20 protein-coding genes and 1 pseudogene are annotated in these 23,770 nt (G+C 49.4%); 5 read left to right on the forward strand and 16 right to left on the reverse strand.

The window, feature by feature from the left end; all coding sequences use genetic code 11:
- Positions 1 to 252 precede the first annotated feature (252 nt).
- From Q0224_RS04900 to Q0224_RS04975, 16 genes and pseudogenes are all read right to left on the reverse strand, one after another.
- The gene (locus Q0224_RS04900) at positions 253 to 1,029 is read right to left on the reverse strand and encodes an ABC transporter ATP-binding protein (RefSeq protein WP_297949536.1); all 777 of its coding nucleotides are present in this window, start codon (positions 1,027 to 1,029) and stop codon (positions 253 to 255) included.
- A complete protein-coding gene (locus Q0224_RS04905) occupies positions 1,022 to 2,014 on the reverse strand; it encodes an iron ABC transporter permease (protein WP_297949538.1) in 993 nt (330 codons plus the stop codon). The genes Q0224_RS04900 and Q0224_RS04905 overlap by 8 nt, the downstream gene beginning before the upstream one ends.
- 860 nt (positions 2,015 to 2,874) lie before the next feature.
- The gene (locus Q0224_RS04910) at positions 2,875 to 5,595 is read right to left on the reverse strand and encodes a carbon monoxide dehydrogenase (RefSeq protein WP_297949540.1); all 2,721 of its coding nucleotides are present in this window, start codon (positions 5,593 to 5,595) and stop codon (positions 2,875 to 2,877) included.
- Positions 5,596 to 5,812: 217 nt separating this feature from the next.
- On the reverse strand, positions 5,813 to 6,475 hold the full coding sequence (locus tag Q0224_RS04915; RefSeq protein WP_297949542.1) for a nitrous oxide reductase accessory protein NosL: 663 nt from the start codon (positions 6,473 to 6,475) through the stop codon (positions 5,813 to 5,815).
- A complete protein-coding gene (locus Q0224_RS04920) occupies positions 6,472 to 7,299 on the reverse strand; it encodes an ABC transporter permease subunit (RefSeq protein WP_297949544.1) in 828 nt (275 codons plus the stop codon). Before Q0224_RS04920 ends, Q0224_RS04915 begins: the two co-directional genes overlap by 4 nt.
- 310 nt (positions 7,300 to 7,609) lie before the next feature.
- A complete protein-coding gene (locus Q0224_RS04925; protein WP_297949545.1) occupies positions 7,610 to 7,816 on the reverse strand; it encodes a hypothetical protein in 207 nt (68 codons plus the stop codon).
- 133 nt (positions 7,817 to 7,949) lie between these two features.
- Positions 7,950 to 8,675 carry a hypothetical protein gene (locus Q0224_RS04930; RefSeq protein WP_297949547.1) on the reverse strand — a complete coding sequence of 242 codons (726 nt, stop codon included), beginning with the start codon at positions 8,673 to 8,675 and terminating at the stop codon, positions 7,950 to 7,952.
- Entirely contained in the window at positions 8,659 to 9,297 is a 639-nt protein-coding gene (locus Q0224_RS04935) for an ATP-binding cassette domain-containing protein (RefSeq protein ID WP_297949549.1), read from the reverse strand. Before Q0224_RS04935 ends, Q0224_RS04930 begins: the two co-directional genes overlap by 17 nt.
- Positions 9,298 to 9,305: 8 nt before the next feature.
- Entirely contained in the window at positions 9,306 to 10,208 is a 903-nt protein-coding gene (locus tag Q0224_RS04940; RefSeq protein WP_297949551.1) for a NapH/MauN family ferredoxin-type protein, read from the reverse strand.
- Between the two features lie 3 nt (positions 10,209 to 10,211).
- Positions 10,212 to 10,658, reverse strand: a complete 447-nt coding sequence (locus Q0224_RS04945; RefSeq protein WP_297949553.1) for a cytochrome C — start codon at positions 10,656 to 10,658, stop codon at positions 10,212 to 10,214.
- 384 nt (positions 10,659 to 11,042) lie between these two features.
- Positions 11,043 to 11,183, reverse strand: a pseudogene (locus tag Q0224_RS10975) (hypothetical protein); the annotation flags it as partial.
- A gap of 115 nt (positions 11,184 to 11,298) precedes the next feature.
- Positions 11,299 to 12,114, reverse strand: coding sequence for a 4Fe-4S dicluster domain-containing protein (locus Q0224_RS04955; protein ID WP_297949558.1), 816 nt, complete (start codon positions 12,112 to 12,114; stop codon positions 11,299 to 11,301).
- The gene (locus Q0224_RS04960) at positions 12,111 to 13,316 is read right to left on the reverse strand and encodes a nitrous oxide reductase family maturation protein NosD (protein ID WP_297949560.1); all 1,206 of its coding nucleotides are present in this window, start codon (positions 13,314 to 13,316) and stop codon (positions 12,111 to 12,113) included. Before Q0224_RS04960 ends, Q0224_RS04955 begins: the two co-directional genes overlap by 4 nt.
- Positions 13,313 to 14,089: a hypothetical protein gene (locus Q0224_RS04965; protein WP_005870834.1), complete on the reverse strand. Its 777-nt coding sequence runs from the start codon at positions 14,087 to 14,089 to the stop codon at positions 13,313 to 13,315. Before Q0224_RS04965 ends, Q0224_RS04960 begins: the two co-directional genes overlap by 4 nt.
- 42 nt (positions 14,090 to 14,131) lie before the next feature.
- Positions 14,132 to 16,723 (reverse strand): Sec-dependent nitrous-oxide reductase, encoded by a 2,592-nt coding sequence (gene nosZ / locus Q0224_RS04970; RefSeq protein ID WP_005870833.1) that lies wholly within the window; start codon positions 16,721 to 16,723, stop codon positions 14,132 to 14,134.
- A 12-nt stretch (positions 16,724 to 16,735) separates the two neighbouring features.
- Complete coding sequence (locus Q0224_RS04975; RefSeq protein WP_297949562.1) at positions 16,736 to 17,893, reverse strand: hypothetical protein; 1,158 nt, start codon at positions 17,891 to 17,893, stop codon at positions 16,736 to 16,738.
- 295 nt (positions 17,894 to 18,188) lie between these two features.
- Here Q0224_RS04975 and Q0224_RS04980 point away from each other — a divergent pair, with 295 nt between their 5' ends.
- The 5 genes from Q0224_RS04980 to Q0224_RS05000 all read left to right on the forward strand — a co-directional run.
- The gene (locus tag Q0224_RS04980) at positions 18,189 to 19,856 is read left to right on the forward strand and encodes an anaerobic C4-dicarboxylate transporter (protein WP_297949564.1); all 1,668 of its coding nucleotides are present in this window, start codon (positions 18,189 to 18,191) and stop codon (positions 19,854 to 19,856) included.
- Between the two features lie 144 nt (positions 19,857 to 20,000).
- Complete coding sequence (gene larA / locus Q0224_RS04985; RefSeq protein ID WP_297949566.1) at positions 20,001 to 21,251, forward strand: nickel-dependent lactate racemase; 1,251 nt, start codon at positions 20,001 to 20,003, stop codon at positions 21,249 to 21,251.
- Positions 21,252 to 21,253: 2 nt separating this feature from the next.
- Positions 21,254 to 22,501, forward strand: a complete 1,248-nt coding sequence (gene larC / locus Q0224_RS04990; protein ID WP_297949568.1) for a nickel pincer cofactor biosynthesis protein LarC — start codon at positions 21,254 to 21,256, stop codon at positions 22,499 to 22,501.
- Positions 22,473 to 23,255: an ATP-dependent sacrificial sulfur transferase LarE gene (larE, locus tag Q0224_RS04995; protein WP_297949570.1), complete on the forward strand. Its 783-nt coding sequence runs from the start codon at positions 22,473 to 22,475 to the stop codon at positions 23,253 to 23,255. Before larC ends, larE begins: the two co-directional genes overlap by 29 nt.
- On the forward strand, positions 23,242 to 23,770 hold a 529-nt coding region (locus tag Q0224_RS05000), incomplete at its 3' end, for a 1-(5-phosphoribosyl)-5-amino-4-imidazole-carboxylate carboxylase (protein WP_366939503.1). The genes larE and Q0224_RS05000, both read left to right, overlap by 14 nt.

Consider the following 23,770-nt stretch of genomic DNA (forward strand, 5'->3'; position numbering starts at 1 on the left):
GGGGGGGGGGGGGCACCCCCCCACTTGCAGGCTCGGACCTTCAAGGAAACATCTACTATGTCGAGCGCTTCGCTTGTTTTGTTCGAGCCGAGAAGTAAAACAGATAAATTTTAAAATTTTACGCAGCAAAATTTCTGTAACTTTAGGCGAGCGAAGCAATGCGAAGGAAGCGCGGGGCGCTTCCTAGCCTTCGCGAGAAATAGCGAAGCTCCCCGTCGCAAGGACGAGCTTAGCTCGTCCGCGAAGTAAAAACTAGAATGGATACGTCAAACAACAGACCCTGCCGACCCTTTCGTTGTAGCTGACGTCGAGCTTCAGATCGTATAATTTGCTTAAAATTTCGCTCTTTATGATCTGCTCGGCCTTGCCGTATGCGACCTCGCCGCCGCCTTTTACGAGCGCGACGTATCCGCCCAAAAGCAGAGCGAAATCGGGATTGTGCGTGGCTAAAACGACGGTGTAGCCGTTTTTGAGAAGTTCCTTCGTGGCGCGAAGGAATTTGTATTGGTTGGCAAAGTCTAACGCCGAGGTGGGCTCGTCGAAGATCACGATCTTAGGCTCGCTGCAAAGTGCGCGTGCGATGGATGCCATCTGCCTCTGACCGCCGCTTAGGCGCGTGATGATCTTGTCTTTTAGGTGCCAAATTTCAAGCATTTTCATGTAGCGCTGCGCGAGCTTGTAGTCGTTTTCGCTCGGCTGCGAAAAGATCCCGATATGCGCCGTGCGCCCCATCAGGACGTACTCAAAGACGCTGTAGTCGTACTCGCAGACCTCGCTTTGCGAGACGTAGCCGATGATCTCGGCGCGCCCTTTGGCGCTGAGGCTCGCCATATCCTTGCCGTCAATTGAAATTTTACCGCGCAGAGGCTCAAGCGTGCCGCTGATTAAATTTAAAAGCGTCGATTTGCCCGCGCCGTTTTGCCCCAAAATCGTAAGCATCGCGCCTGCTTCCAGGTTGAAATTCACGTCGCGCAGCGTCAGAGGGGCGGATTTTACGTAGCCGAAGTCTAAGCTCTCAACCCTAACCATTTAGCTTCCTTTTGTTTTTAAGCAGGATGAATATAAAAAATAGTGTGCCGATAAAGCCTGTAAGCACCCCTAACGGGATCTCGCTTTGATTTATGCTGCGCGCTACGTCGTCTACGATAAGCACGAAGATCGCGCTTAAAAATATGCTCGCGGGGATCGCTTTGGTGTTGCTCACGCCCACGATCATGCGCGTTAGATGCGGCATCAAAAGCCCCACCCACGCGACTATGCCGCTGATACACACGCTGCTTGCGGTTAGCAGCGTCGCGCAGACGATGATGATACCCCGCTCTAGCACGACGTTTACGCCCAGCTTCGCCGCGGTCGCATCGCCCATGGATAGGACGTTTATGCGGTAGCTCATCAGCACCAAGATAGCGATACAAACCCCCATCACCGGCGCTATCATCGCTAGCACGGAGGGATCGACCTTCGCGAGGCTTCCTAGCTGCCAATACACGATGTCTGCAAGCTTCGTCTCGGGATCCGCCATAAATTTTAAAAATCCGATCAGTGCGCCCATCAAACCGCTTACGATGATGCCCGCAAGCACGAGCATTATGGTGGCGCTCGAACGCAGCGCGCGCGTGATCAGAAGCGTAATGCAAACCGCCGCAAGCCCAAAAACGAAAGCGAAAAGCTGGATCAAAAGGATGTTTAGATCAAGCAGGATCGCGATCGCTGCGCCCACGCAAGCTCCGGCACTCACGCCTAAGAGATCTGGCGAGACGAGCTGGTTTTTAAAGACGCCTTGATACGCCGTACCGCTGATGCCCAGCGCTGCGCCCACGAGTACCGCAGCGATGATGCGCGGCAGGCGCACCTGCATGATTACGTTGTGGACGTTTTGCGCTACTTCGCCGCCGCTAAGCGCTTTTAAAACCTCGTCGATGCTTAGGCCGAAGCGCCCTATACAAAGCGATATCGCAATCGTCGCGATCGTCGCCAGTATCAGCAGCACGAGCATAAATTTAAAATTTTTCATACCTTCCCTTGCTTTAAATTTTTATCTTTTGCCTTAAATTTAATCTTTGAAATTTTGCCTCGCCGAAACACGCTTAAAATTTCGCTTTAAATTCCGCCCTCCGGCTCGTAGCGAAAGGCTTGCGGTAAAATTCTTTCGTGATAGCCCCAAGATCAATATTTCAGAAAAGATCCGGATGAAAATTTTAGCCGCCTGCAAGATTTATAGTGTCGTCTCCATGCCCGTGCGGTCTCAGCCTAAAATGTTTGCAGGCGCAGCATAGACGCACTTTTGCCGCACCGCCTCAAGCTGCGAAACGAAGGGCTTGACAGCAGTGCCTCCGTCTCGCACGACATCTCCTACCGATGATGACTTAGAGACTGCAGCGACTTTGATTTATATATCTAAATCCTTAAACAGATGTGGCATTTTAGCATATATCATATTAAATTTTTATGATTTCGGCTTTCATATACGTGAGCAAAATTTAATGGCGTGCAGCTCTGTGCAATAAGGCTTTTAGCAAAATTGAGCTTGCGGATTTCAGATGAACGTCTACGAAATTTACGCCAAGATGGAATTTTAAAATTTCATCCTTTCGCGAAAGATAGACTTAAGCCTAATGGCGGAATTTTGCCGATTTAGCAGCAGACGCAGCGCGCGGCGAAATTTTACGTAGGATTTGAAGATATGATTTAAAATTCCACGAACGGATACGGCGCGAAAATTTTATCTTTATTTGACCCCGGTTTTGCTAGCCACTTAGTCGTAGAATTTTACTTGCCGTTTGGCCGCGGGATTTTATTTGCCCGCAAGAGGTTAAATTTTATCATGAAATTTCGCATCGCTTAAAATGCGATGCGAAATGAATCCATCCGTCGCTACTGCCAGCCTAGGGATTTGCGTTTTAAGCGCATGTCGCTTACCATTTTTAGCGCGAGCGCGACCGGATCGGTATCTACGTGCATCACAGAGCCAAGCGCACGCCTGGTGCCCTCTTTGAAAAAGTGTATGACATTTGCGGAGCCGTGGATTTGATATTCGACGCAGTGATATGAGTCGATGCCCATTAGACGGAATCCGAGCGAGGCATCGACGCCCTTTTCGTTCGCCCACTCGGGAGAGGTGAAGGCAAGCGGCAGCTCGTAGAGATTTTTGTCTAGCACCCCTGCGATACCTGCGAAAATTCCGCTGGAGCGGGTATTATCGATGCACTCGCCCACGTGCCATACCGGCGGAAGCTCATCTTTTTCTAAAAATGCCCGCAGCGACGCGCCTGCTTTTTTATACGCGCTTTTTTGGCAAAAGCCCAGTTTCATTAGCGGGAACGACGCGCAGCCGTTGGTTAGGATTAGGACGTTATTTTGGATTAGGGTTTGTGCGACATCTATAATAGCGCGCTCATAAGGCACTTTAGGATTGGTGCAGCCGACCATATTTACTATGCCTAAAATTTCACCGCTTTTTAGCGCGTGCGCTAACGGCTCCATGCCGCCGTAGTGCTTATGGACGAATTCTACCGAAAAGCCCACTTCGGCCTCGACTTCATACGGCGGAATATATACCGGCAGCCCCTTGCGCTTTTCGTGAGATTGCAATGCGCGGTCTAGAATTTTACGCGCCAAATTCCTAGTCTCGGTGATATTGCTGTGGTGATGATCGTAGCCAATATGCTCAGCTCCGGGAAGCCTAGCTGATGAGCTCGTGGTAACGACCTTGGTCTGGAAGCAGTTAGCCACGTCCATGATCGCAGGATAGACATCTTGGACATCGGCGACCCACAGATCAAGCGCGCCCGTGCCTATGACGAGTTCGGCAGTTACGGCGTTTGAGAGCGGTACGACGCCCCAATTGCGATACATCGCCGATAGCCCAGAACAGCACACGCCGTAAAATGCGATCCCCTGTGCGCCTATTGCGCGAGCCTTGTCTTGGTACTCCTTAGAATTTCCGATCTCCACTATTAGGCTTACTAATGTCGGTAGATGTCCGTGCACAGCGATATTGACCCAGCCTTTTTTAAGCGCGCCCATATTGCTTTTGGAAGTTACGCGATCTCCTACGCCAAATAGCGCATCCGTAGCGATATTTGCAGCTACTACGCCAGTAAATGTAAAAGCAAGCCCACAGCGCAAAAGATGCTGCATCACGCTGCGCCAGTCTCCGTCTGTGCCAACACCCGTTCGGTGATACGCCTCAAAGACTTCGTTATACGCACTAATTGGCAAGATATCTAGCTTCCGCCATACTTCTTGACGCTCCTTGGGTGCGAGCGCAGTGATGGTTTTATACTCGCCGCTGCTTTGCGAAAGATCTGTTAAAAGCGTATCGGCAAGCTCGATCGCTACCTCTTTTAACTCTCTGCCTTCAGTTGGAATTCCAAAGGCTTTGGCGGTATTGATGATTTTGTATTCGCCTATGATTGGCAGATCTAGCTTGCCCTGCGCCGCCCATTTTAGCGACAGTAGAAGCTCTCTGGCGTGCGCGCCGTGTTGAGCTACGCCCGCAGCTACTTGGCGCAGTAGGTTGCGCGACACGATGAGATCGGCGTCCGCACCGCAAGTGCCGCGATCGGCCTTTTTAGTAATTTTGCAAGGCCCCATATTGCAGATCTTACAGCATACTCCGGTAAGCCCATAGCTACACATCGGCATCTGTTTGTCGAAACGATCAAACGCCGTATCTACGCCGATCTGCTCCATCCTAAGCATCATTTCGCGCACGGCGGGATCAGGGGTTTTCTCAAGTACTTCTTGTTTTGTGGGGAAGGTCTTTTTGTATTCAAGCACCGCCTTCATATAATCCGCCGTAAATTCCGCCTCGTGAAAATGCTCGAAAAGATTGCCCTGCGCGTCTTTATGTGTGTGCGGACTAGCCTCTGCGGGCACTAAAACTTTTGGGATGCCGTGCTCGTCAAATCCGATAACCGCGCGATGAGAGTGGGGCTTGTGATCATGGCAATGTTTATCGTGCTCGTGCGAGCTGATGGCGGAATCTTCGTCGCACTCATGCGAATACGCCGCAGAATTTGCGCCGTATTCGTGCAAATAAGCTGCGAGGTTTTCTTCTTGATCGTGTGGGTGGGTCGCAAGATCTTCGTCGTGTAGATGCGAGTGGATTGCGGAGTTATCGCTATGCTCGTGCGAGCAAGAGAAGTGGTCTTTGCTGCTTGGGCTCTTCGTAGGATTTGAGACGAAATTTATCAAAGAATCGGCCGTGGAATTTATTGTAGAGCCTATCGCGGATTTTTTAGCGTTGCCTGCGCTTTGAGTGCTTGAGTGCGCCGCAAAGTTCGTGCTTGAAGCAGAGCTTGCGCTATCATCGTAACTCGGTGCGGAATTTCTGGCTTCGCAATCGCACTCGTCGCAGGAATTCTCGCCTGCGGCGCGATTTTTAGAAATTTTGTCGCGAGTAAGCGAGGCGGAAGTTATAGAATTTACGGCGGAATTTTGAGCGCTATTTGCGCTGTTATCAAAAATGGACGTGGCGGAGCTTTTGGCTGCGTCTGCGGCGGAATTTTCTCCCGTATTCGCAGCGGAATTTTCATCCGTAGCAGCCTTCTTGCGTGAGCCTTTTTGTTTTGCGATTTTGTCGTTTGCCATGACGTCTCCTTAAAATTTATTTTAAAAATAAGCGAGAATGTAGAGCTCAATAAATATACTGAAAAACTACACTATTTAATTCTTATAGATAAAATTTAACGTGATTGTATTTTTTAATTGCTTTAAATTCCCTTAATAGCGCACTAAAATAAAAGATAAATTTTTATGAATAAAATATACTAAAATAGCTGAATTTAAATTTTGCCAAGCGGCTCGATCATCTTAGATAATCGATCAGCTTGGCGGAAATTTCGCGAAACTGCAAAATTTTATGCCCCTTTTTCTCGCGCATGAAGTCTTGCGCGTCGCGCAATCTCGCAAACGTGATGAGATCGTCGCCTCTGGCGCTTTGTAGCACGCTGCCGAATACATAAAACGCGTCCTGCGCCCGCAAAATTTCGCCGCTTGCGTAATCGGTGACGTAAAGCTCCGCACTGCCGAAATTTGCATCGGTGGAATTTACTTCGCCGAAATTTACGTTAGCGGAATTTACCTCGTCGAAATTCATGCTAGCGGGATTTTTGTTCGCAGAATTCGCTCCAGTAGAACCGCTAAAATTTGCACCCGAGCTCTCGTCTTTAAAAAAATATGCAAACATCGCCTTAGGCGAAGCAAACGCGAGCGCGCTGCCGTCTTTGAGCCTTGCATAGGCGCGAAATTCAGGGTGCGCGCTAGTATCGATGCCGTATTTGGCGCAGGTGAGATTTACGTCTTTGAGCCACGCAATCTCGCGCACGCTTTTAGAATTCTGCGCCAAGCTGGAGCCTGTATTGGGCGTACCTAAATTTTGCGCCGAACCAGAGCTTTGAGCCGCGGAATTTTGTATCTCAGCTGCGCCGCAAAGCGCTATAAATGCCGTCAAAATGAGTGGAAATTTCACGCCAAATCCTTCGATCTAAAGATAAAATAGCCCAAAACGAGGCTTGCCGCGCCCAGAGCGATCGGATAGAGCAGCGAAAAGGCGATGAAAAGCCCGCGCCCGAAGTGATCTAGGATAAAATACGCCGTCGTGCCGATGACCGCAAGATCGGGATCAAACAGGCTGATAGCGGCGATGCGGAAGTCCTCCATCGGGTTTGTGAGAGCGATCGCAAAGATCAGATTTTCGTTCACGCCCGTTTTTGCGAGCAATCCGATCAGCACGAGATCCAAAAACGCAAGGCAGAAAAGCCAGATAAAAAACGCAAGCCCAAGCCCCATCTCTTGGCTTTTTGAAACGGCGCAGATCAAAAACGCGATCCCTAAAAACGCCGCGCACAAGCTAAAAAGCAGCCCCGTATAAAGCAGGCAGATCGCCCACGGAATGCCCGTTCCCTTGATCGCGCCCCAAACGATCGCGAGCAGCAGCGACAAAAATATCGGCACGAACACTCCAAACAGCCTTCCTAGCGCCTTGCCGTAGTAATACTGCGCCTGCGAGATCGGGAAGCTTAGCAGGTATTCTAAGATGTTTAGGTCACGATCGGCTAGGATCGCCTTGCTGGTGGTGACGAGCACGAATACGGGCAGGATGATGATGCAGATCTGAATAAACAGCAGTAGCAGTCGCGAAAGCCCGCTAAAACCGAGCACGCGCGAGTCGGTCACCCCCGTGATGAAAAATGCCGCCACGAGCCCGCTAAAGATCAGCAGATAGAGCAAAAACCAGCGCGAGCGGAAGGACTCTTTGATATCCAAAGCGGCGATGGTGAGTAAATTTTTCATTCATATTCCTTTATTGCGCCTAGGCGCGCTTTAAATTTAGATTTCTCGCGCGGCTTAAACGTGCTTTTAGGCTCGGCTCCGTTTTGCGGCGCGGATTTCGTGGCCTTAAATTTTGCCCGTCTAGCGTTTAAACAAGCGGTGAAATTTTATCCGCCGCCTGCGACTGCGGATCGCGCATAAATTTTAAATTTATGGCTCGCTTGCGGCGCACTCAAACAGCGCGCGGTTTGCCGCCCGCTATCCGTCATCCGTCGTAGTTTTAAAATTTAGCCGCTTGACGAGACCTCTTAAATTTCAGCTCCGTAAAATTTCAAAACCAGGCGTATCTCGCAGCATAAAATTTTAAAATTCTAAAAATCTCAAGGCAGCGAGATTTTGCACCGGATATTTTAAATTTACGGCAAAATTTTAAACTGGCGCGTCCGCGTAAATTTAACGTGCAAAGCGGAATTTCATGCCGCGCGTTAAATTTAGCCGCGTCGCAAGATAAAATTTCGCAGCCGTTTTCTAGACCCATCTCTGCCTCACGTTAAAGCTGCAAAATAAAATTTCATCTCATCCATGGCGGCACGGGCGGCACGCTGAAATTTTACGCTTTAAATTTAGCGCAAAACATGGGCCGCTTAAAATTTCATCTTAGCTGAACATCCTTAATGCGCGTGCCCAGAAGGCATACCGTGTGCCGTGCCATTACCCTCGTGCATCTGCCCCATATCGTGCGGCGAGCCTTGAGAGTGCGCCGTGCTGCCCGCATCGCCGCTCATGCCATGATCTGAGCCGTGAGTATGCCCCATACCGCCCATATCGTGTTGCGGCTCGCTCATGCCGTGCTCTGCGGAGTGAGGGTCTTGCATCCCACTCATGCCATCATGTCCTGCGCTCATATCATGTCCGTCGCTTGCGCCGTGCGCATCGCGACCCATATCTCCCATTCCCATGCCGTGCGAGCCGCCGCCTGCTTTAAGCGCCGCGACTACTTGATCGAAGTTGAAGTCTTGCTTGCCCTCTTGCTTGTTTTTAAACGCGCCCCAGCCGAACGACATAGGGGTTTTGAAACCGCGATAAAAATGCGCCGTGCGCGCGTCGATAAACTCGCCGTTGCCGCTAGCGTCATTGATGTAAATTTTGGCGTCCTTCAGCCAGTTTAGTTTGTCGTTGGTAACCATAAAATCCACCAAGCAGCCGATATCGTCAAAGTAGTGGTTTTTGCCGTCCACGCGCACATCGACGCTGAAGCGGTTGTCGCTGATCGCCATCTGGCAGTGCTCGCACACGTCTCTGTCGTAATGGACGTTGCCGTAGTCTTTCTCGTCGCCGCAGCCTAAAAACGTAAGCACCGCAAGTGCGCAAAGCATAATTTTAAACATTTTTGTCATCTACGATCCTCCCTAGATCCATTGAAATCATTCTTTTTACCAGCCCTCCCACTTCCTCGAGCCTATGCGAGATAAAGATCAAGCTCTTATCTTTTGCGTAGTTGTGCAAAAGCGTCTTAAAACGCTCGCGCGCGCTCGGATCGAGATTGGCTGTCGGCTCGTCGAAAATCATCGCTTTGCTGGCTCTGCCAAAGGCTAGCGCGATTAAAAATTTCTGCTTCATACCGCCCGATAGCTTATGAAAGGGTTTGTTTAAATTTGAACCCAGATCAAGCTCCATTTCACCGCAAAATTTTACTATATCCGCTCTGCTTGCGTCCGCCGTGCGCTCGGCGAAGTAGATGAGCTCATTTAGGCTCAGCTTAAGCGGCGGCGGGGTTTGTGGCACGAAGCTGATACCGCGTAGAGCGCGGCTACGCTGCTTAAATGAATCAAATCCGTCGATAGCGACGCTGCCGCTTGTGGGTATGTATTCGCCTAAAATCGTCCGCATCAGCGAGCTTTTGCCCGCTCCGTTTTGCCCGACGAAAAGCACTTGCTCGCCATCATCGATATTTAGATTGATATCTTTTAAAACGAATTGATCTGCGAATTTCTTGCTTACGTTTTTAATCTCTATCATAGGCTTCCTTAGATCATATCTTTTAGCTTATTGCCGATACCGAGTGCGTCTTGGTGACACACGTCGATACAGCGTCCGCATAGCGTGCAGTCGATCCCTTTTAGCATAAATTTGCTCTTATCGCCCAGGTTTTCGGATGCCTTTTTTTTGGTAATATCCAGTACGTGCGAGACGAAGCAGACGTCTTGGCAAACGCCGCAGTGATCGCACCTGCTCTTATCCCAAGTAATCTTGCTAAGGCTTGCTTTCGCCGCAAGCGAATAGGTGCTGCCTAGCGGGCATAGGTGCGTGCACCACACCCGCCTGCTAAAAAATACTTCGAGCAAAAACACAAAAACTATCCAAAGCCCCGCCAGCGAGAAGCCGTAGATGATGAGGCGCGATAAAATTCCGACTACGTTAAAAATTTCAAAAACGAGTAGATCGGTAATCGCGCTTAGCGCTAAAAACACCGCCCAGATCGCATATCGCATACCGCGAGGCAATGAGCGCTCCTTGATGACGTGCTTGGCAATTAGCGTATTATGCAGCTTCTCGCCGATCTCGCTAAGCGCTCCGTAAGGACAGATCCACGAGCAAAAAGCCTTACCGCCCGCGATGAAATAAAACAGCAAAATGGTGCCCGAGCCGATGAGCAGATTTATCGGCAGATCTTTGTGCGCGGCGATCACCTCAAGAGTCGCGAAAGGATCGGCTAGGTGAAAGCCAAGTATCCGCGAGCCGCTGATGTCGCCCTCTAAAATTTGAATATCCGCACGAAAGGAAAGCACGAAAAGCAGATGCACCAAAAATACCGTGGCGTAGCGCAGCGCCCGAATGCTGGGGCGCAGTTTGCCGCTTTTATTTTTAAGCGCGAAGGTCGAGAAAAAGCTCGTATTTTTGATCGTGCATCGCGAATTATATTTATCCAAGACTTACTCTTTAAATTTTGAAATTTCATCCGCGAGCTTATCTAGGCTCTCGTCGCTTACGTTGGTTAAAAGTCCGCTCATCAGGCTATTTTTGATCTTACCCGCTTTATAATCTTTGAGGCTTGCTAAAATTTGATCCTTGCTCTTGCCACCGATCGGCGGAGCGATCTTGCCGCGTCCGTCATCGCCGTGGCAGGGCGCGCAGCTTACCAGATAGGAGCTACTAACCTTAAAATCGCGCTCTTTGACGCTTTGCTCTAAAATTTTAATATTTTTTACGTCCTTATCGTCGATGAGATCGACGCTCTTGCTCTGCGGCGCCGGTTTTGCTTGCACCTGCGGCTTGACTTCTTGCTGCGGCGCGCTAGAATCGTCCGAACTAGCCATAAAGATCATCAGCGCGATCAGTGCTACACCCAAAATCAAAGCTAAAATTTTGCCCGGTTTCATTTCTGCTCCTTAAATTGTTTGTTGAACTCGTAAATTTCTTTCGCCATCGTCTCTATCTGCTGCTCGCTCATGCCGTTTACGAGCTGCACCATAAGAGGGTTAGGCTTTTCTTTGAATTTATACTTTTTAATCATATCCACGATCTGCGCGTCGGTTTTATCCAGAAGCGACGGACCGATGATGCCGTTGGCGTAGTCGTCATGGCACGCCGAGCAGCGCAGGATAAAATCGTGCCCAAGGCGCTTTTTCATTAGGTCGAAATTTAGCTTTTCATATTGATTTTTGATGCTCGAATACGCCACGATGTTTTTGGTCGTTTCGTTCACGTCGCCGTTTAGGTTAAAATTTACCTTTCGCTCGCCGTAAAAATCGTAGCTTACGAACTTATCGTCTTGTTTCGGCGCTTCGCCGCTTTTGACGCTTATGCGAGGCTTGGCGGTGGAATTTTGATCCGCTTTCTGCGATGCGGAATTTGAACTCGCGGAATTCTGATCCGCAGAATTTTGCCCTGCGGAGCCTTGCGAAACGGAATTCTGCCCTGCGGAATTTGCAGCGGCGGAGCTTGAATCGCCGTCATCTCCGCAGCCGCACAGCAAAAGCGCCGCAGCTAGCGAGCAGAGGTAGAATTTAATGGAGTTTTTCATTGCTTTCCTTCATAGATTGATTTGTAATCCGCCCGCGGGATTATCTCGATGATACGCGCCGGACAGAGCTCTGCGCACGCCCCACAACCGACGCAAGCGCTGCGGATCTGCGGGGCGAAATGCTTGCCTGCTTCTATCATCGCAATGGCATCAAGCGGCTGCGGGTAAGGACATAGCGACGCGCATAGATCACAGACCTTGCCCTCTTTCGCAGCCAGCGCTGAGTTTAACTCGCGCTCCTGCTCGGTCTTGGCGGGCTTTAGGCGTAGATCGCTAGATTTTAAAGCCTGTCCGCGATACGCCAAACAGGCGTCTAAATTTTTAATCACGGCTATACCCATCGCAACCTTTTTAGGCTCGTTCGTTTCGTGGCTGAGCGCGCCGCTTGGACAGGCGAGCACGCAAGGAAGCGCGCCGCAAAGATAGCAGCCTCGCTCTTTGGCGTCGATGACCGGGGTGCCGATGTCAAAAAGATGGGTAATATCCAGCAGATAGATGCTGTGATAGGGGCAGACCTGCACGCATTGACCGCACTTGATACAGCTAGAGCGGAAGCCTCGTTCCGCTAGCGCTCCGGGCGGGCGCAGATATAAAGAGGCGGAATCTCCGCTAGAATTTTCCGCAGAATTTTGTTTTATGGAATTCGGCGCGGAATTTTGCCCCGCAGAATTTACGGAATTTGACGCGCCGGAATTCTGCGCTTCGCCGCCCGCGGAATTGGCAGAATTTTCATCCGCAAACAAGCTCGCTGCCCCGAGCGTCCCAAGTGCTCCGCCGAGTAGTTTTATCGCTTCGCGTCTATTCTTTATCATTGCTTCATCCTAGGTTTTGGATCTTTTAGCAGTAGCTCAGGCTCTGAAAACGGAGCGAGCTTGGAAATGAAATTTAAAAGCGCGATCCCGCTGGAGCCGTAAAAAAACCGCACGCTTGGCTTATGCGCCCAAAGTCTGTCGGCATAAGCATATGAGCTGTAGCTAACGTCGCCGTAACCGTCGCCGTCGCGGTCAAATCCGTCGTAATCGTCGAAGTAGTTGCCACTCCATTCGTTTTCTAAAAGCTTGGATTGGGGCGTATCGTTTAGCACAATCTCCATATTGCCTTTAAATTTATTGTTTTTAAATACGCTTTTTAGCTGCGTGGCGTGGAATTGCACGCCGATGCTGTTATATTCGATATCGTTGTTTTCAAAAACGTTAAGTGAGCCCGGCTGATAGGGGGATTGATCCAGATAAAATCCGCGGGCGTTGTAAACGACTTTATTATCCGTAACCCTGAAATTTGAGCTATCCTTCATACCGATACCTACGCCGTAAGCGCCATCCGCGTTGCGCACGATGTTACGCCTAGCTATATTGTCGCTTGAAAACATAAAAAATAATCCCACGCTATTGCCGTCGTAGTAGTTATCCTCTACGACGTTATGCCCGGAGTTCATAAAGTGCAGCGAATAACGACAGTTATGGCCTTTATTGCCCGCGACAAGATTGCCGTTAGAGAAGTAAAAAACGGTGTCGCGGACGTTGTGGACGTCGTTATTTAAAATTTTATTGGCATTGGAATACCAAAGTTTGATGCCGTCGCCTTTAAAACTCGTGCGGTAGGTATTGCTTGAAATTTCGTTGCCCTCGATCGTTACGTCGTTTGCCTTGCTTAGCACGACGCCATAGAGCACGTCTTTGATGAGATTATTTTTTATTATTACGCTGTTTACGTCGCTTACGTTGATGCCCGCATCCTCGCTAAGATGCTCGAAGCCTCCGTTTTGAATTGTTAAATTCTTGATTGTAACATGCGGAGAGCGGACGCGGATGACCGTTCCGTTGCGATCGCCTATGATCACGGCGGAGCGGTTTAGTCCGTCGATAGTAAGGGGCTTATCGATTAAAACGTTGCCGTGGTACTCGCCCGCGGCTAGTTCTATAATATCGCCCGCTTTTGCGCTATCGATCGCGTCTTGAAGCTCGCCTGCGCCTAAGCTTAGCGCGAGCGAGAATGCTAGAAGCAAAAGCCTCATCTATGCTCTCGTAGGAATTTTTTCTTAGATAGTAGAGCTAACGCCGATAGCAGCGACAGGGCCAGCATCAGCCAAAAGCCAAGAGCCGGATATGAATGGGTAGTAAAATGCGCTACGCTGCCGTCGCCAAATGCTGTAGGCATAAAAGGCTTTATTTTAAACGCGCCCCAGTCTTGCAGGTTGTGTCCGAACCAATACAGCCAACCCACATAGCAGCCGATGAAGATAAGCGGCGCAATGATCGGCAGGATCATAAGCAGAGTCTGCCCCTTGCCATCATAGTACAAAAACGCAAGCATGCCGATCGTAGCGATTATGAGATAATACGGCGATAGCGAGTGCTCGAGCGTGCCGCCGCGCCAGACGGGATACATTCCGATATAGTGGTTTAGGGTATTCATCTCGCCGACATCGCCGCTAAAGCCGTCAACGTGGACGTAAAGTGGAATTCCATCGGGGAAAGCCTCTTTTGGATAGTTCGGCGCTTCGAGTGAAATTTTCCACACCGGTATGCTAGGAACCCCCACTTCAAATTTATGCTCCAGCATCGCGCCTAGATCATTTTTAACATCACTAGGAATTAGGTGATTTTTATACGATGCTTTTGTATAAAAATTCCATATCGGTGCGGAGTATGCGGGCAGCTGCGAGACGCTGCTAACCTGCCCCGATACGATTTTGCCTTGGACTTTGAAAAATCCGAGCGTAGGGATGGTAAAAGCGACCGTCATAATAAGCAGCGCTAAAATCGCGTAAATTTTATATTTTGGCATTTCGTCTCCTTTAAATTCTCCCCCTTGCGGGGGAGAGTGGGGCTAGTTAAGACCCGCGTTCTCATCGACCCATTTTAGGTATTCGATGATATCTTTGATCTCTTCGTCTTTCATATGCTGATTTGGCATGCGAAGGTTGAAGTAATTTATCATTGCCTTAACGTAGTCGTCTTCGTAGAATTTAGCAGGGTCTTTGATGAAATCGGCTACCCATTTCTCGCCGTTTTCGTGGCGAAGTAGGACGCCTGTTAGATCAGGACCCGAGCTTACTTGGCCGATGACGTGGCAGCCGTTGCAGCCTCCGCGTAGGTAGGCCTTCTCGCCGTTAGATGCAGCCTCGCTCATAGGAGTGGAGAGCTCACGGATTAGGTTGTTTTTAGCGCGAAGTCCGACATCTGCGGTTTTTACTAGATACTGCCAAACTTGACCTTCCCAAAGTATCGCGCCGTTCATATCGCCCGCTTTTACCGCGGCGTCTGCCTTGGCTTTGGTTTCAGGAATTTTGCCGTATTGATCTAGCGCATCATCGACTAAAGCCTTGACCTTAGGATATTTCTCGTAGTTTTTCTCTTTTAAGAATTTAACGACTGATTGAATAACGTCGTCGGTGGCTTTATTTGTAGCTACTACCTTGTCGTATTCGGCTTTTAGAGCCTCTGGGCTAAGAGCTTTTAGCATAGACGCTTTAGCTGAAGTGTATTTTTTATTCGGATCTTTTACGTATAGATATCCGAACATCTCAAGGTGCAGCGCAGAGCAGAATTCCGTGCAGTAGAAAGGAAATACGCCCTCTTTATCTGCGATGAAATTTACGCTCGCAGTCTTACCCGGCTCAAGTGACATATGCAAATCGTAATCATCAACCGTAAAGCCGTGAGTTTCATCCTCGGCACGCTCTAAATTTGTCATATAGATCGTTACGTTATCGTCCTTATTAACCTCGATGTGCTCAGGATTAATATGGCTGCGGATCGCCGTAGCATAGACTTTTACGTTTTTGCCGTCGCGCTCGATGCGCTCCTGACCTGCTAGCGTCATAGCAGGGTGCTGCTTGCCGGTACGAGAGTTTGTTCCCATAGTATAGGTAGGTTTCGTATGAAGCTTGCTAGCTGCGATAGAAACTACGTCGTGCGGCTCGCCTAGACCGATAGGAAGATCGTAGAGCATCTCCATTTTAGGTCCTGTAATGTCGATCAGCTGGTGATTTTGCGGATGAAGCGGTCCGATAGGATTAAATCTATCGATCGAAAGCTTATCCAGCGCGATTACGTATTTGCCGACCGGCTTTGAGGATTTACCCTCCATAGAATCAAGGTGTCCGATATTATAGTGGACGTTGATCCTATCCAAAACCTTTAGCGTCTTGTAGTTCCATTTTACGATCTGGCTATCAACGTAAAGCGATGTATAGATTACGCCATCTTGCGAATCGAAGGTATTATGCAAAGGTCCAAGACCTAGCTCTGCTTGTCCGTGAAGCGTCTTTTGCATATCTAAGATCGGAATTCCGTATGGATCCTTGCCTGCATATTCTTTCTTATCAATTAGCTCTTTGATCTTTTTGAAATCATAAACGCTAGCGTGAGTATCTAGTTTACCGCCGATGATGATATAGCGACCATCAGGGCTAACATCGACGCCATGAGGGGATTTAGCCTCAGGGATCAAAAATAGCGCTCCCGCTTTTACAGCGGCGTCTATTGTAACGATTCTGTGTCCGTTTACGACCTTATAGTTTTTGCTATCTTGAGCAAGTTTTTCTAGAATTTGCCAGTTGTAAACGTGCAAGTAGTCGGTATCGTTGCGGCTCATACCGGCTTCCATCGGAGGCAGACCCTTTTCGATGCCGCCTGTGTACATTTCGGAGTTAAAGCTATTGGTAAACGCCCAGCCGAAGCTCTCGCCCTTACCTGCGTCACTTAGATCTTGCATATATGGAGGAAGCTCTAGAGAAAAGGATTTATTTACGTCGATTTTACCTTTGTCGTAGTCAAATTTCCATAGCGTTACTGCACCGCGATAGACTGCTTGATACTCCTCAATCGGGTGCCAGTCGTTATCAAAAGGGGCTGCGTATTGGCTGGTTTCGATGACGTATTCGGTATTAGGCGTTACGAAAGAGCCGCCGTGATCGCTTTTGATTACCGGATTTACGACTATCTGAGTGGTTTCGAAATCGGATAAATTTATAACCGCGATTCTTGGGTTCGCCTTATCGTTTATAAAGAGATAATCGCCCACATACTCGCCGTTTTTTTCGCTGAAATTTGGGTGGTGAGTATCGCCCCAGTTGATCTCTTTGCCGTTAATGGAGCCCGATCTTAAGACCGCCTTACTCTCCTCGTCAAAGCCGTATCCCTGCCAAGGCTCCGGGGTAAATACGCCGATATATTTGTAGATCCTCATTGACGGCACGCCGTAAACGATCACCTGTCCGCTTTGACCGCCGGAAGAGAAGACCATATAATCGTCCTTCCTACCGGTCGGCTGATAGGTCTTAGCCGCCGCCAAAACGTCTTTTTCGCTTAAATTTCGTTCTTTCATCACGCGCTCTAGGTCACTATCTGCGGCACACAGGGCGCTTGCGGCGAACAAAACCGAGCCCAAAAGCACGGGTTTGAAACTTTTTAACATACTAATCCTTTCTTAGAATTTTAAAATTTTGCCTGATTTGCTGACTACGAGGATGGCATCCCCGTCTGCGTACATCGCTAAAAATTCGCTTTTTAAATCCACAACCTCCTTTAATCCTGCTTTTTGATTTTCGTAAATTTTATCTTTAGTAGCGATAAACTGCGTGCTGCGGGCGCACACGATGGATTTGATCCAAGAGCCCACGCTTTTGCGCTCGCCGCTTTTTAAATTTATAAAATCCCCCTCTATATCGCCTGTAAATAGCGTCCCATCGCAGTCTGCAAGTGCAGTAGTGATAGAGCCGCTTAAATTTTTATCGCCAGCTTCGGCTGAAATTTCGCTTTGAGTTTTAAGCCCCTCGTCTTGAAATTTTGCGCCTTTGAATTCTAAGCTTTGAAATTCCGCGCTCTTTGCAGCGCTAGCTTTCGTTTTATTTGGCTCGGAGGCTTGCGCGCTTTTCGCATTATTAAATTCCGCATCTTTAAATTTCACGCTACCAAGCTCTCCCTGCGCGGCGCGATTAGGCGCTGTATCGATGCCGCTAAATTTAGTCGCGACAAGATCTGCGCTAAAACAGGCTACGCCGTTCCAGCTTGCGACGCAAAGTCCGTTAGCGCCCAGGCTAACGGTATTGATCCTGCCGTAATGAAACGAAATTCCGCGCAGCCCATCTGGGGCGGAATTTCTATTTAAAGATTGCCCGTTCGCGGTGGAATTCTCGCCTGAGGCGTAGCCGCCATCCGCGCTGTTATCAGGGTCTTCGTCTAATCTTATTAGTTGATTCTTATCCACTACCGCGTAAATCGCGTCTTTTGCGGCATAGATCACATCTATTTGGGCTGTGCCGTTACGCCCCGTCTTAAGCGTGCGTAAAAACTTTAGTCTATCGTTTAGTACCGCGATTTCGGCTCCGCCCCAAGCTAGATAAATTTTGCCGTTTTTAAAATTTAGAGCCGTGATTTCGTTATCGCTGTATTTTTGCGCGAACTCTACATTCCATTTAGCAGCATCAAACATCCTAAGCTCGCCGCCACTGCCGCATAAAAGCAGTCGGTGCGAGCTTGCGTCGAATGTGCTCAGACGCAGCGTGGAGTTTAGATCAAAGCTATCAGCTGCTGCCATCTGCGATAAACAAATCAAAAAGGCAATACAAAATTTTATAAAATTCATCTTAATCCACTCTTTGCGGAATGATACTACTCCAAGGCTTAAAAATCGGTTTAAAGCTTGAGCTATAATGGAATTCTAAGTTTTCTTAAAAGTTGCGAAATTCTATGATATAAAAACAGCTCTAAGTAAAATTTTATTTTTTACATTTCGCTATAAATTCTGCTTTAAAATTATAATTTCAGTAAATTTTTATTTTGATAGATTTTTACAATTCGTAACGCTCCTTTAATTTTGTTTAAATAAAAAGTTAGTATAATCGCCGAAGTTTTGTTTTAATTTTTATAAAGGAGAAACGATGGAGTTTCTGACAAGTTTGTCTGAGGGCACGCAATTTTTCATTCAACTAATAATCGTGCTTGGTTGTTTGTTCTACGGCGCTAAAAAGGGCGGCATGGCCCTTGGAATTTTAGGCGGCATAGGACTTGTAATTTTGGTATTCGGCTTTAAGCTTCAACCCGGAAAGCCCGCCGTTGACGTTATCCTTACCATCCTGGCCGTCGTCGTAGCGAGTGCGACGCTACAGGCTACGGGCGGACTTGATGTTATGCTTCAGCTTGCCGAGAAGCTTCTTAGAAAGCATCCTAAATTTATATGTATCATCGCTCCTATGGTTGCGTGGACGCTTACGATTTTATGCGGAACGGGACACACCGTCTATACGCTGCTTCCGATTATCTACGACGTAGCGATTAAAAACAATGTCCGCCCGGAGCGCCCGATGGCTGCATCTACGATCTCATCGCAGCTTGCCATCATCGCTAGCCCCGTTTCGGTTGCCGGCGTTTCGATGGTTGCGATCTTGCTAGGTCAAGGCGTGCATATCGAGGGCTTTAGCAGCTATTTGGATCTACTTAAGCTTACCATCCCTTCTACTTTTATCGGAATGCTCGTAATCGGAACGTGGTCGATCTTTAGAGGCAAAGATCTGGATAAAGACCCTGAATTCCAAGAAAAGATCAAAGATCCGGAGCAGAAAAAATATATCTACGGCGAAAGCACTACTCTGCTTGGACAGAAGCTAGCTACCATTAAATGGGTATGTATGTGGATATTTTTAGCCACTATCGCGCTGGTTGCGGTCTTAGGATACTACAAGCAGTTCCGCCCCGCATGGACGAATAACGCACCGGGCAAATCTGTAGAGATCGTAGTGGATAAAAAAGATGTCAAAAATATCACGATCAAAGACGGCCAGGTCGTCTCCACGGTAGATGGCGGCAAGGTAATCTCAAACGTCAAAGAGTCCAAAGCCAAAGACGCTACTAAATTTAACAGCGTCGAAATTTACGACAAAGATAAGAAGCTTACCCAAAGCATCGTTGCTCAGGACGGAAACGTCGTAATCACCGCAGGCGATAAGAGCGAGAGTATCGCAAACGCAAGCATCGTCGTAAAAGATACTATGAAAAAAACCGCAAATTTAAATATGGTTCTTACCATTCAAATTTTCATGCTTCTAGCGGCGTCCATTATGATGATCGCTTCGGGCATAAAAGCGGGCAGCATCGCCAAAAACGAAATTTTCCACAGCGGTATGGTTGCGCTTGTGGCGATCTATGGAATCTCATGGATGGCGGAGACGATGTTTACCGCCCATATCGAGATGCTTAAGGCGTCTTTGGGAGAGGTTGTCAAGGCCTACCCGTGGACTTATATTCTAGTTTCGCTGCTAATCAGCAAATTTCTTAATTCCCAGGCGGCCGCCGTTGCGACCTTTGTTCCGCTCGCCGTTACCATCGGTATCGATCCAGGCCTCATAATCGCATTCGCGCCGGCTTGCTACGGATACTATATCCTACCTACATATCCGAGCGACCTTGCGGCGATCCAGTTCGACCGCTCGGGCACTACGCATATCGGAAGATTCGTCATCAACCACAGCTTTATCTTGCCCGGTCTGATCGGCGTGCTTACGTCGTGCGGCGTGGGCTTTATTTTCGCTCATCTTTACGGCTACTTATAATAGCTATACGCTCGCGAGTTTCATACTCGCGAGCTTTTTAAATTTCAAAATTCTTTAGATTAACGCTCCGCTCCCGCGCAAGGCTAAATCGTTTTAAATAAAATTTACGTTATAATCCCGCCAAATTCCACATAGGAGGCAGATATGCAAATCCCTATCGCATACGGCAAAGACGATCATCTAAATCTAGAGATAAACGAGAAAAATTTGCTCGGCGTTTTCGATCCAAACCCCGTGGCTAAATTTGACGAAACGGCGCTCATCGCAAAGGCTCTGGCAAATCCGATAAATCAAAAAAGCTTTGACGAGTTTATAGCAGGCGATGAAAAGATCGTAATCATCGTAAACGACGGCACGAGACCGACGCCGACGGCAAAAGTTTTAAAGCAAATTTACCCAAAAATCCGCGAGAAAAATAAAATTTTCATCATCGCCACGGGCTGCCATAGAGAGGGCACGCAGGAAGAATACGAGATGATCTTCGGTAAAGAAATTTACGCGGAGCTTAACGCCAAAGGCGAAGTTCACGATCACGACTCCAAGCACGACGAGATGGTGTTTTTAGGAGAGTCCAAAAACGGCACGCAGATGTATCTAAACAAAATCGTGGCCGAGGCGAAAAAAGTGATAGTAATCGGCTCGGTCGAGCCGCACTATTTCGCGGGTTACACGGGCGGCAGAAAGGCCTTTTTGCCGGGCACTGCGTCGTACGAGAGCATCACGCAAAATCACAAGCTCGCACTAAGCTCCGACGCGCAAGCGCTGCGCCTAGAGGGCAACCCCGTGCACGAGGATATGATCGATGCGATGAAGGTGCTCGCGCATATCGACGTTTTTTCGATCCAGACGGTGCTTGACAGCGAGCACGGCGTGTATTACGCAAGCGCGGGCGATTTGAACGACAGCTTTTACGACTGCGTGAAAAAGGCAGACGAGGTGTTTTGCGTAAATATCCCGCGCAAGGCAGATATCGTGATCTCGGTCGCGCCCTATCCGATGGACGTCGATCTCTATCAGGCGCAAAAAGCCCTAGATAACGGCAAACTGGCGCTTGCTGAAGGGGGAATTTTAATAATGGTCGCAAAGTGCCGCACCGGCATCGGACCAAAGCCGTTTTTTGACCTGATGGCCTCCGCCGACACGCCCAAAAAGGTGCTAGAAAAGATCAGCGCGGGCTTTAAGCTCGGCTATCACAAGGCCGCTAAAATGGCTGAAATCTCGCTCTGGGCGCAGACCTGGGCGGTGAGCGAGCTTAGCGACGATGAGATGCGCGCCGTGCATCTAAAGCCGTATCATGACCTGCAAAAGGCCGTGGACGACGCGCTCGCGCAAAAGGGCGCGGACGCGAAAATCATCATCCTGCCGTTTGGCTCGATGACGGTGCCTAAGGCCTAGGCTTGGCTAAAATTTTATATTACGACGCGAGCGCAGGCATCAGCGGCGATATGAATTTAGGCGCGCTGGTGGGGCTCGGAGTGGATTTTGACTATCTTTGCGCCGAGCTAGAAAAGTTAAATTTAGCCGGCGAATTTAAGCTGGAGCGTAAAAACGTGCTAAAAAACGGCATCGCCGCGACAAAAATCGACGTAGTGCCGCTAAAATCGCAGCCTTACGCTAGAAGCTACGCCGATATCAAGCAAATTTTAGAGAGTTCAAATTTAAGCCAGAGCTGCAAACAAAGAGCGGGCGCGATATTTCGCACGATCGCGCAGGCGGAGGCCAAAGTCCACGGCACGGACGTAGAGCAGGTGCATTTCCACGAGCTCGGCGCGATAGACTCTATCGTCGATATCGTGGGCGCGGCGATCTGCCTCGAGTATCTTTTTGAAAATTTAGGCGTCTCGCGTGTGCTAAGCTCCAAAATCGAGCTTGGCGGCGGCGTAGCCAAATGCGATCACGGCGAGCTTAGCGTGCCGGCACCCGCCGTTTGCGAAATTTTAAAAGGTGTGCCCGTAAGCCTCGGACGCGCAAATTTCGAGATGACTACGCCCACGGGCGCGGCGATCTTAAAGGCCTGCGCGGATGAATTTGCGGACGGCGCAAGCTTTAAAATCGAAAAGATCGGCTACGGCGCTGGCGGCAAAGACGCAGCGGACTTTGCGAACGTGCTTCGCGCGATGATCTGCGAGGCGGATGAAAATTTGAACTATGAAAACGGCGAGCGAAATTTAAGCGAAAAAATCGGCTACGGCGAGGTTTGCAAACAAATTTTAATCTCCACGAACATCGACGATATGGACGCCGAGAGCTTTGCGCTTGCGTGCGAAATTTTACGCGAAAACGGCGCGCTGGACGTGTTTAGCAGGTCTATTTTTATGAAAAAAGGGCGCATGGGTTTTGAGCTAAACGCGCTGTGCCGCAAGCAGGACGCGCAAAATTTAAAGAATCTGATATTTACGCACACGACGGCGATCGGCGTCCGCGAGATAGAGGTTGCCAAAACCGAGCTAAAGCGCGATTTTGCGTGGGTGCAGACAAAATTCGGCGAGATAGGGCTTAAGATTTCTGGCGCCTGCCAAACGCAAAAAATAAAGCCAGAATTTGACGAGTGCAAGGCCGCGGCGCTCGCGCACGGCACGACGATTGAGCGGGTGCGAAAAGAGGCGCTGAAAATCTATGACGAAGCTAGAAAAACTAAAGGCTGATCTGCGCGGGCTTGGTGAACTCGCGGTCGCATTTAGCGGCGGTGCGGATAGCTCGCTGCTGCTGCGCGCGGCGCACGACGCGCTGGGAGAGCGTGCGATCGGCATAACGATCAGATCGCCCTATATGTCCTCGCGCGAGATCGCAGAAGCCGTAGAATTTGCCCGTGCTTACGGCATCAGGCACGAAATTTTAGAGCTCGGCGTCGCGGAGGAGATCAAAGACAATCCAGAAAACCGTTGCTATCTGTGCAAAAAGGCTGTGTTTTCGCGCCTAATCGAGCGCGCCCGTGAGCTTGGCTTTAGCCGCGTCGCAGACGGCACGAACCGAGACGATCTGGGCGAATACCGCCCGGGGCTCAAAGCAAAAGAGGAGCTAGGCGTACTCTCGCCGCTAATAAATTTAACCAAATCCGAGATCCGCGAGCTATCGCGCGAGCTGGGCTTGCCCACAGCCGAAAAACCGAGCTACGCGTGCTTACTAACGCGCCTGCCGCACGGACGCGAGATCGAGCCTGGCGAGCTAAATCTGATCGAAGCGGCGGAAAATTTGCTCATCGCAAGCGGTTACGCAAACGTCCGCGCGCGGTGCGACCGCAAAAATATAAAGCTGCAAATGCCCTTTTCTAGCATGCGAAACTTCCTAAATGACGCGAAATTTAAAAGCGTCGTTAGGCAGCTCGTGACGCTGGGTGCTGCGGAGGTGACGCTCGATTTAAAGGGGCTTAGAGAGGATGTTTTGCATGAGAGAGGATGAAATTTTAGAGCTTTTCGCGGGGATAAAAAGCGGCCGCATGAGCGAGCAAGAGGCGCTAAAATACCTAAAAAACTACCCTTACGAGGACGTGGGCTGCGCCAAGATCGACACTCAGCGCGCATTGCGAAACGGCGCGGGCGAGGTGATCTACGGCGAGGGCAAGACGGATGATGAAATTTTACGCATCGCAGCAGCGATCGGCGCAAGAGGGCAAAATATCCTGATCACGCGCACGAACGAGCGGGTTTTTGAGCGGGTGCGCGAGACGCTGCCGCAGGCGGAGTTCAACGCTCGCGGCCGCGTCATCAGCGTCAAATTTAAAGAGCCCGCGCTCACACAAAGCTACATCGCGATAGTCTCCGCAGGCACCGCCGACGGAGCGGTAGTGGAGGAGGCGTACGAGACGGCGAGATTTCTAGGTAACGACGCGCGTAAATTTAGTGACGCGGGCGTGGCCGGGCTGCACAGGCTGATCGCAAATTTAGAGCAGATACGCGGCGCAAAGGTCGTGATCG

Origin of the sequence: uncultured Campylobacter sp., from assembly GCF_938002845.1 — a bacterium.
Taxonomy (GTDB): Bacteria; Campylobacterota; Campylobacteria; order Campylobacterales; family Campylobacteraceae; genus Campylobacter_B.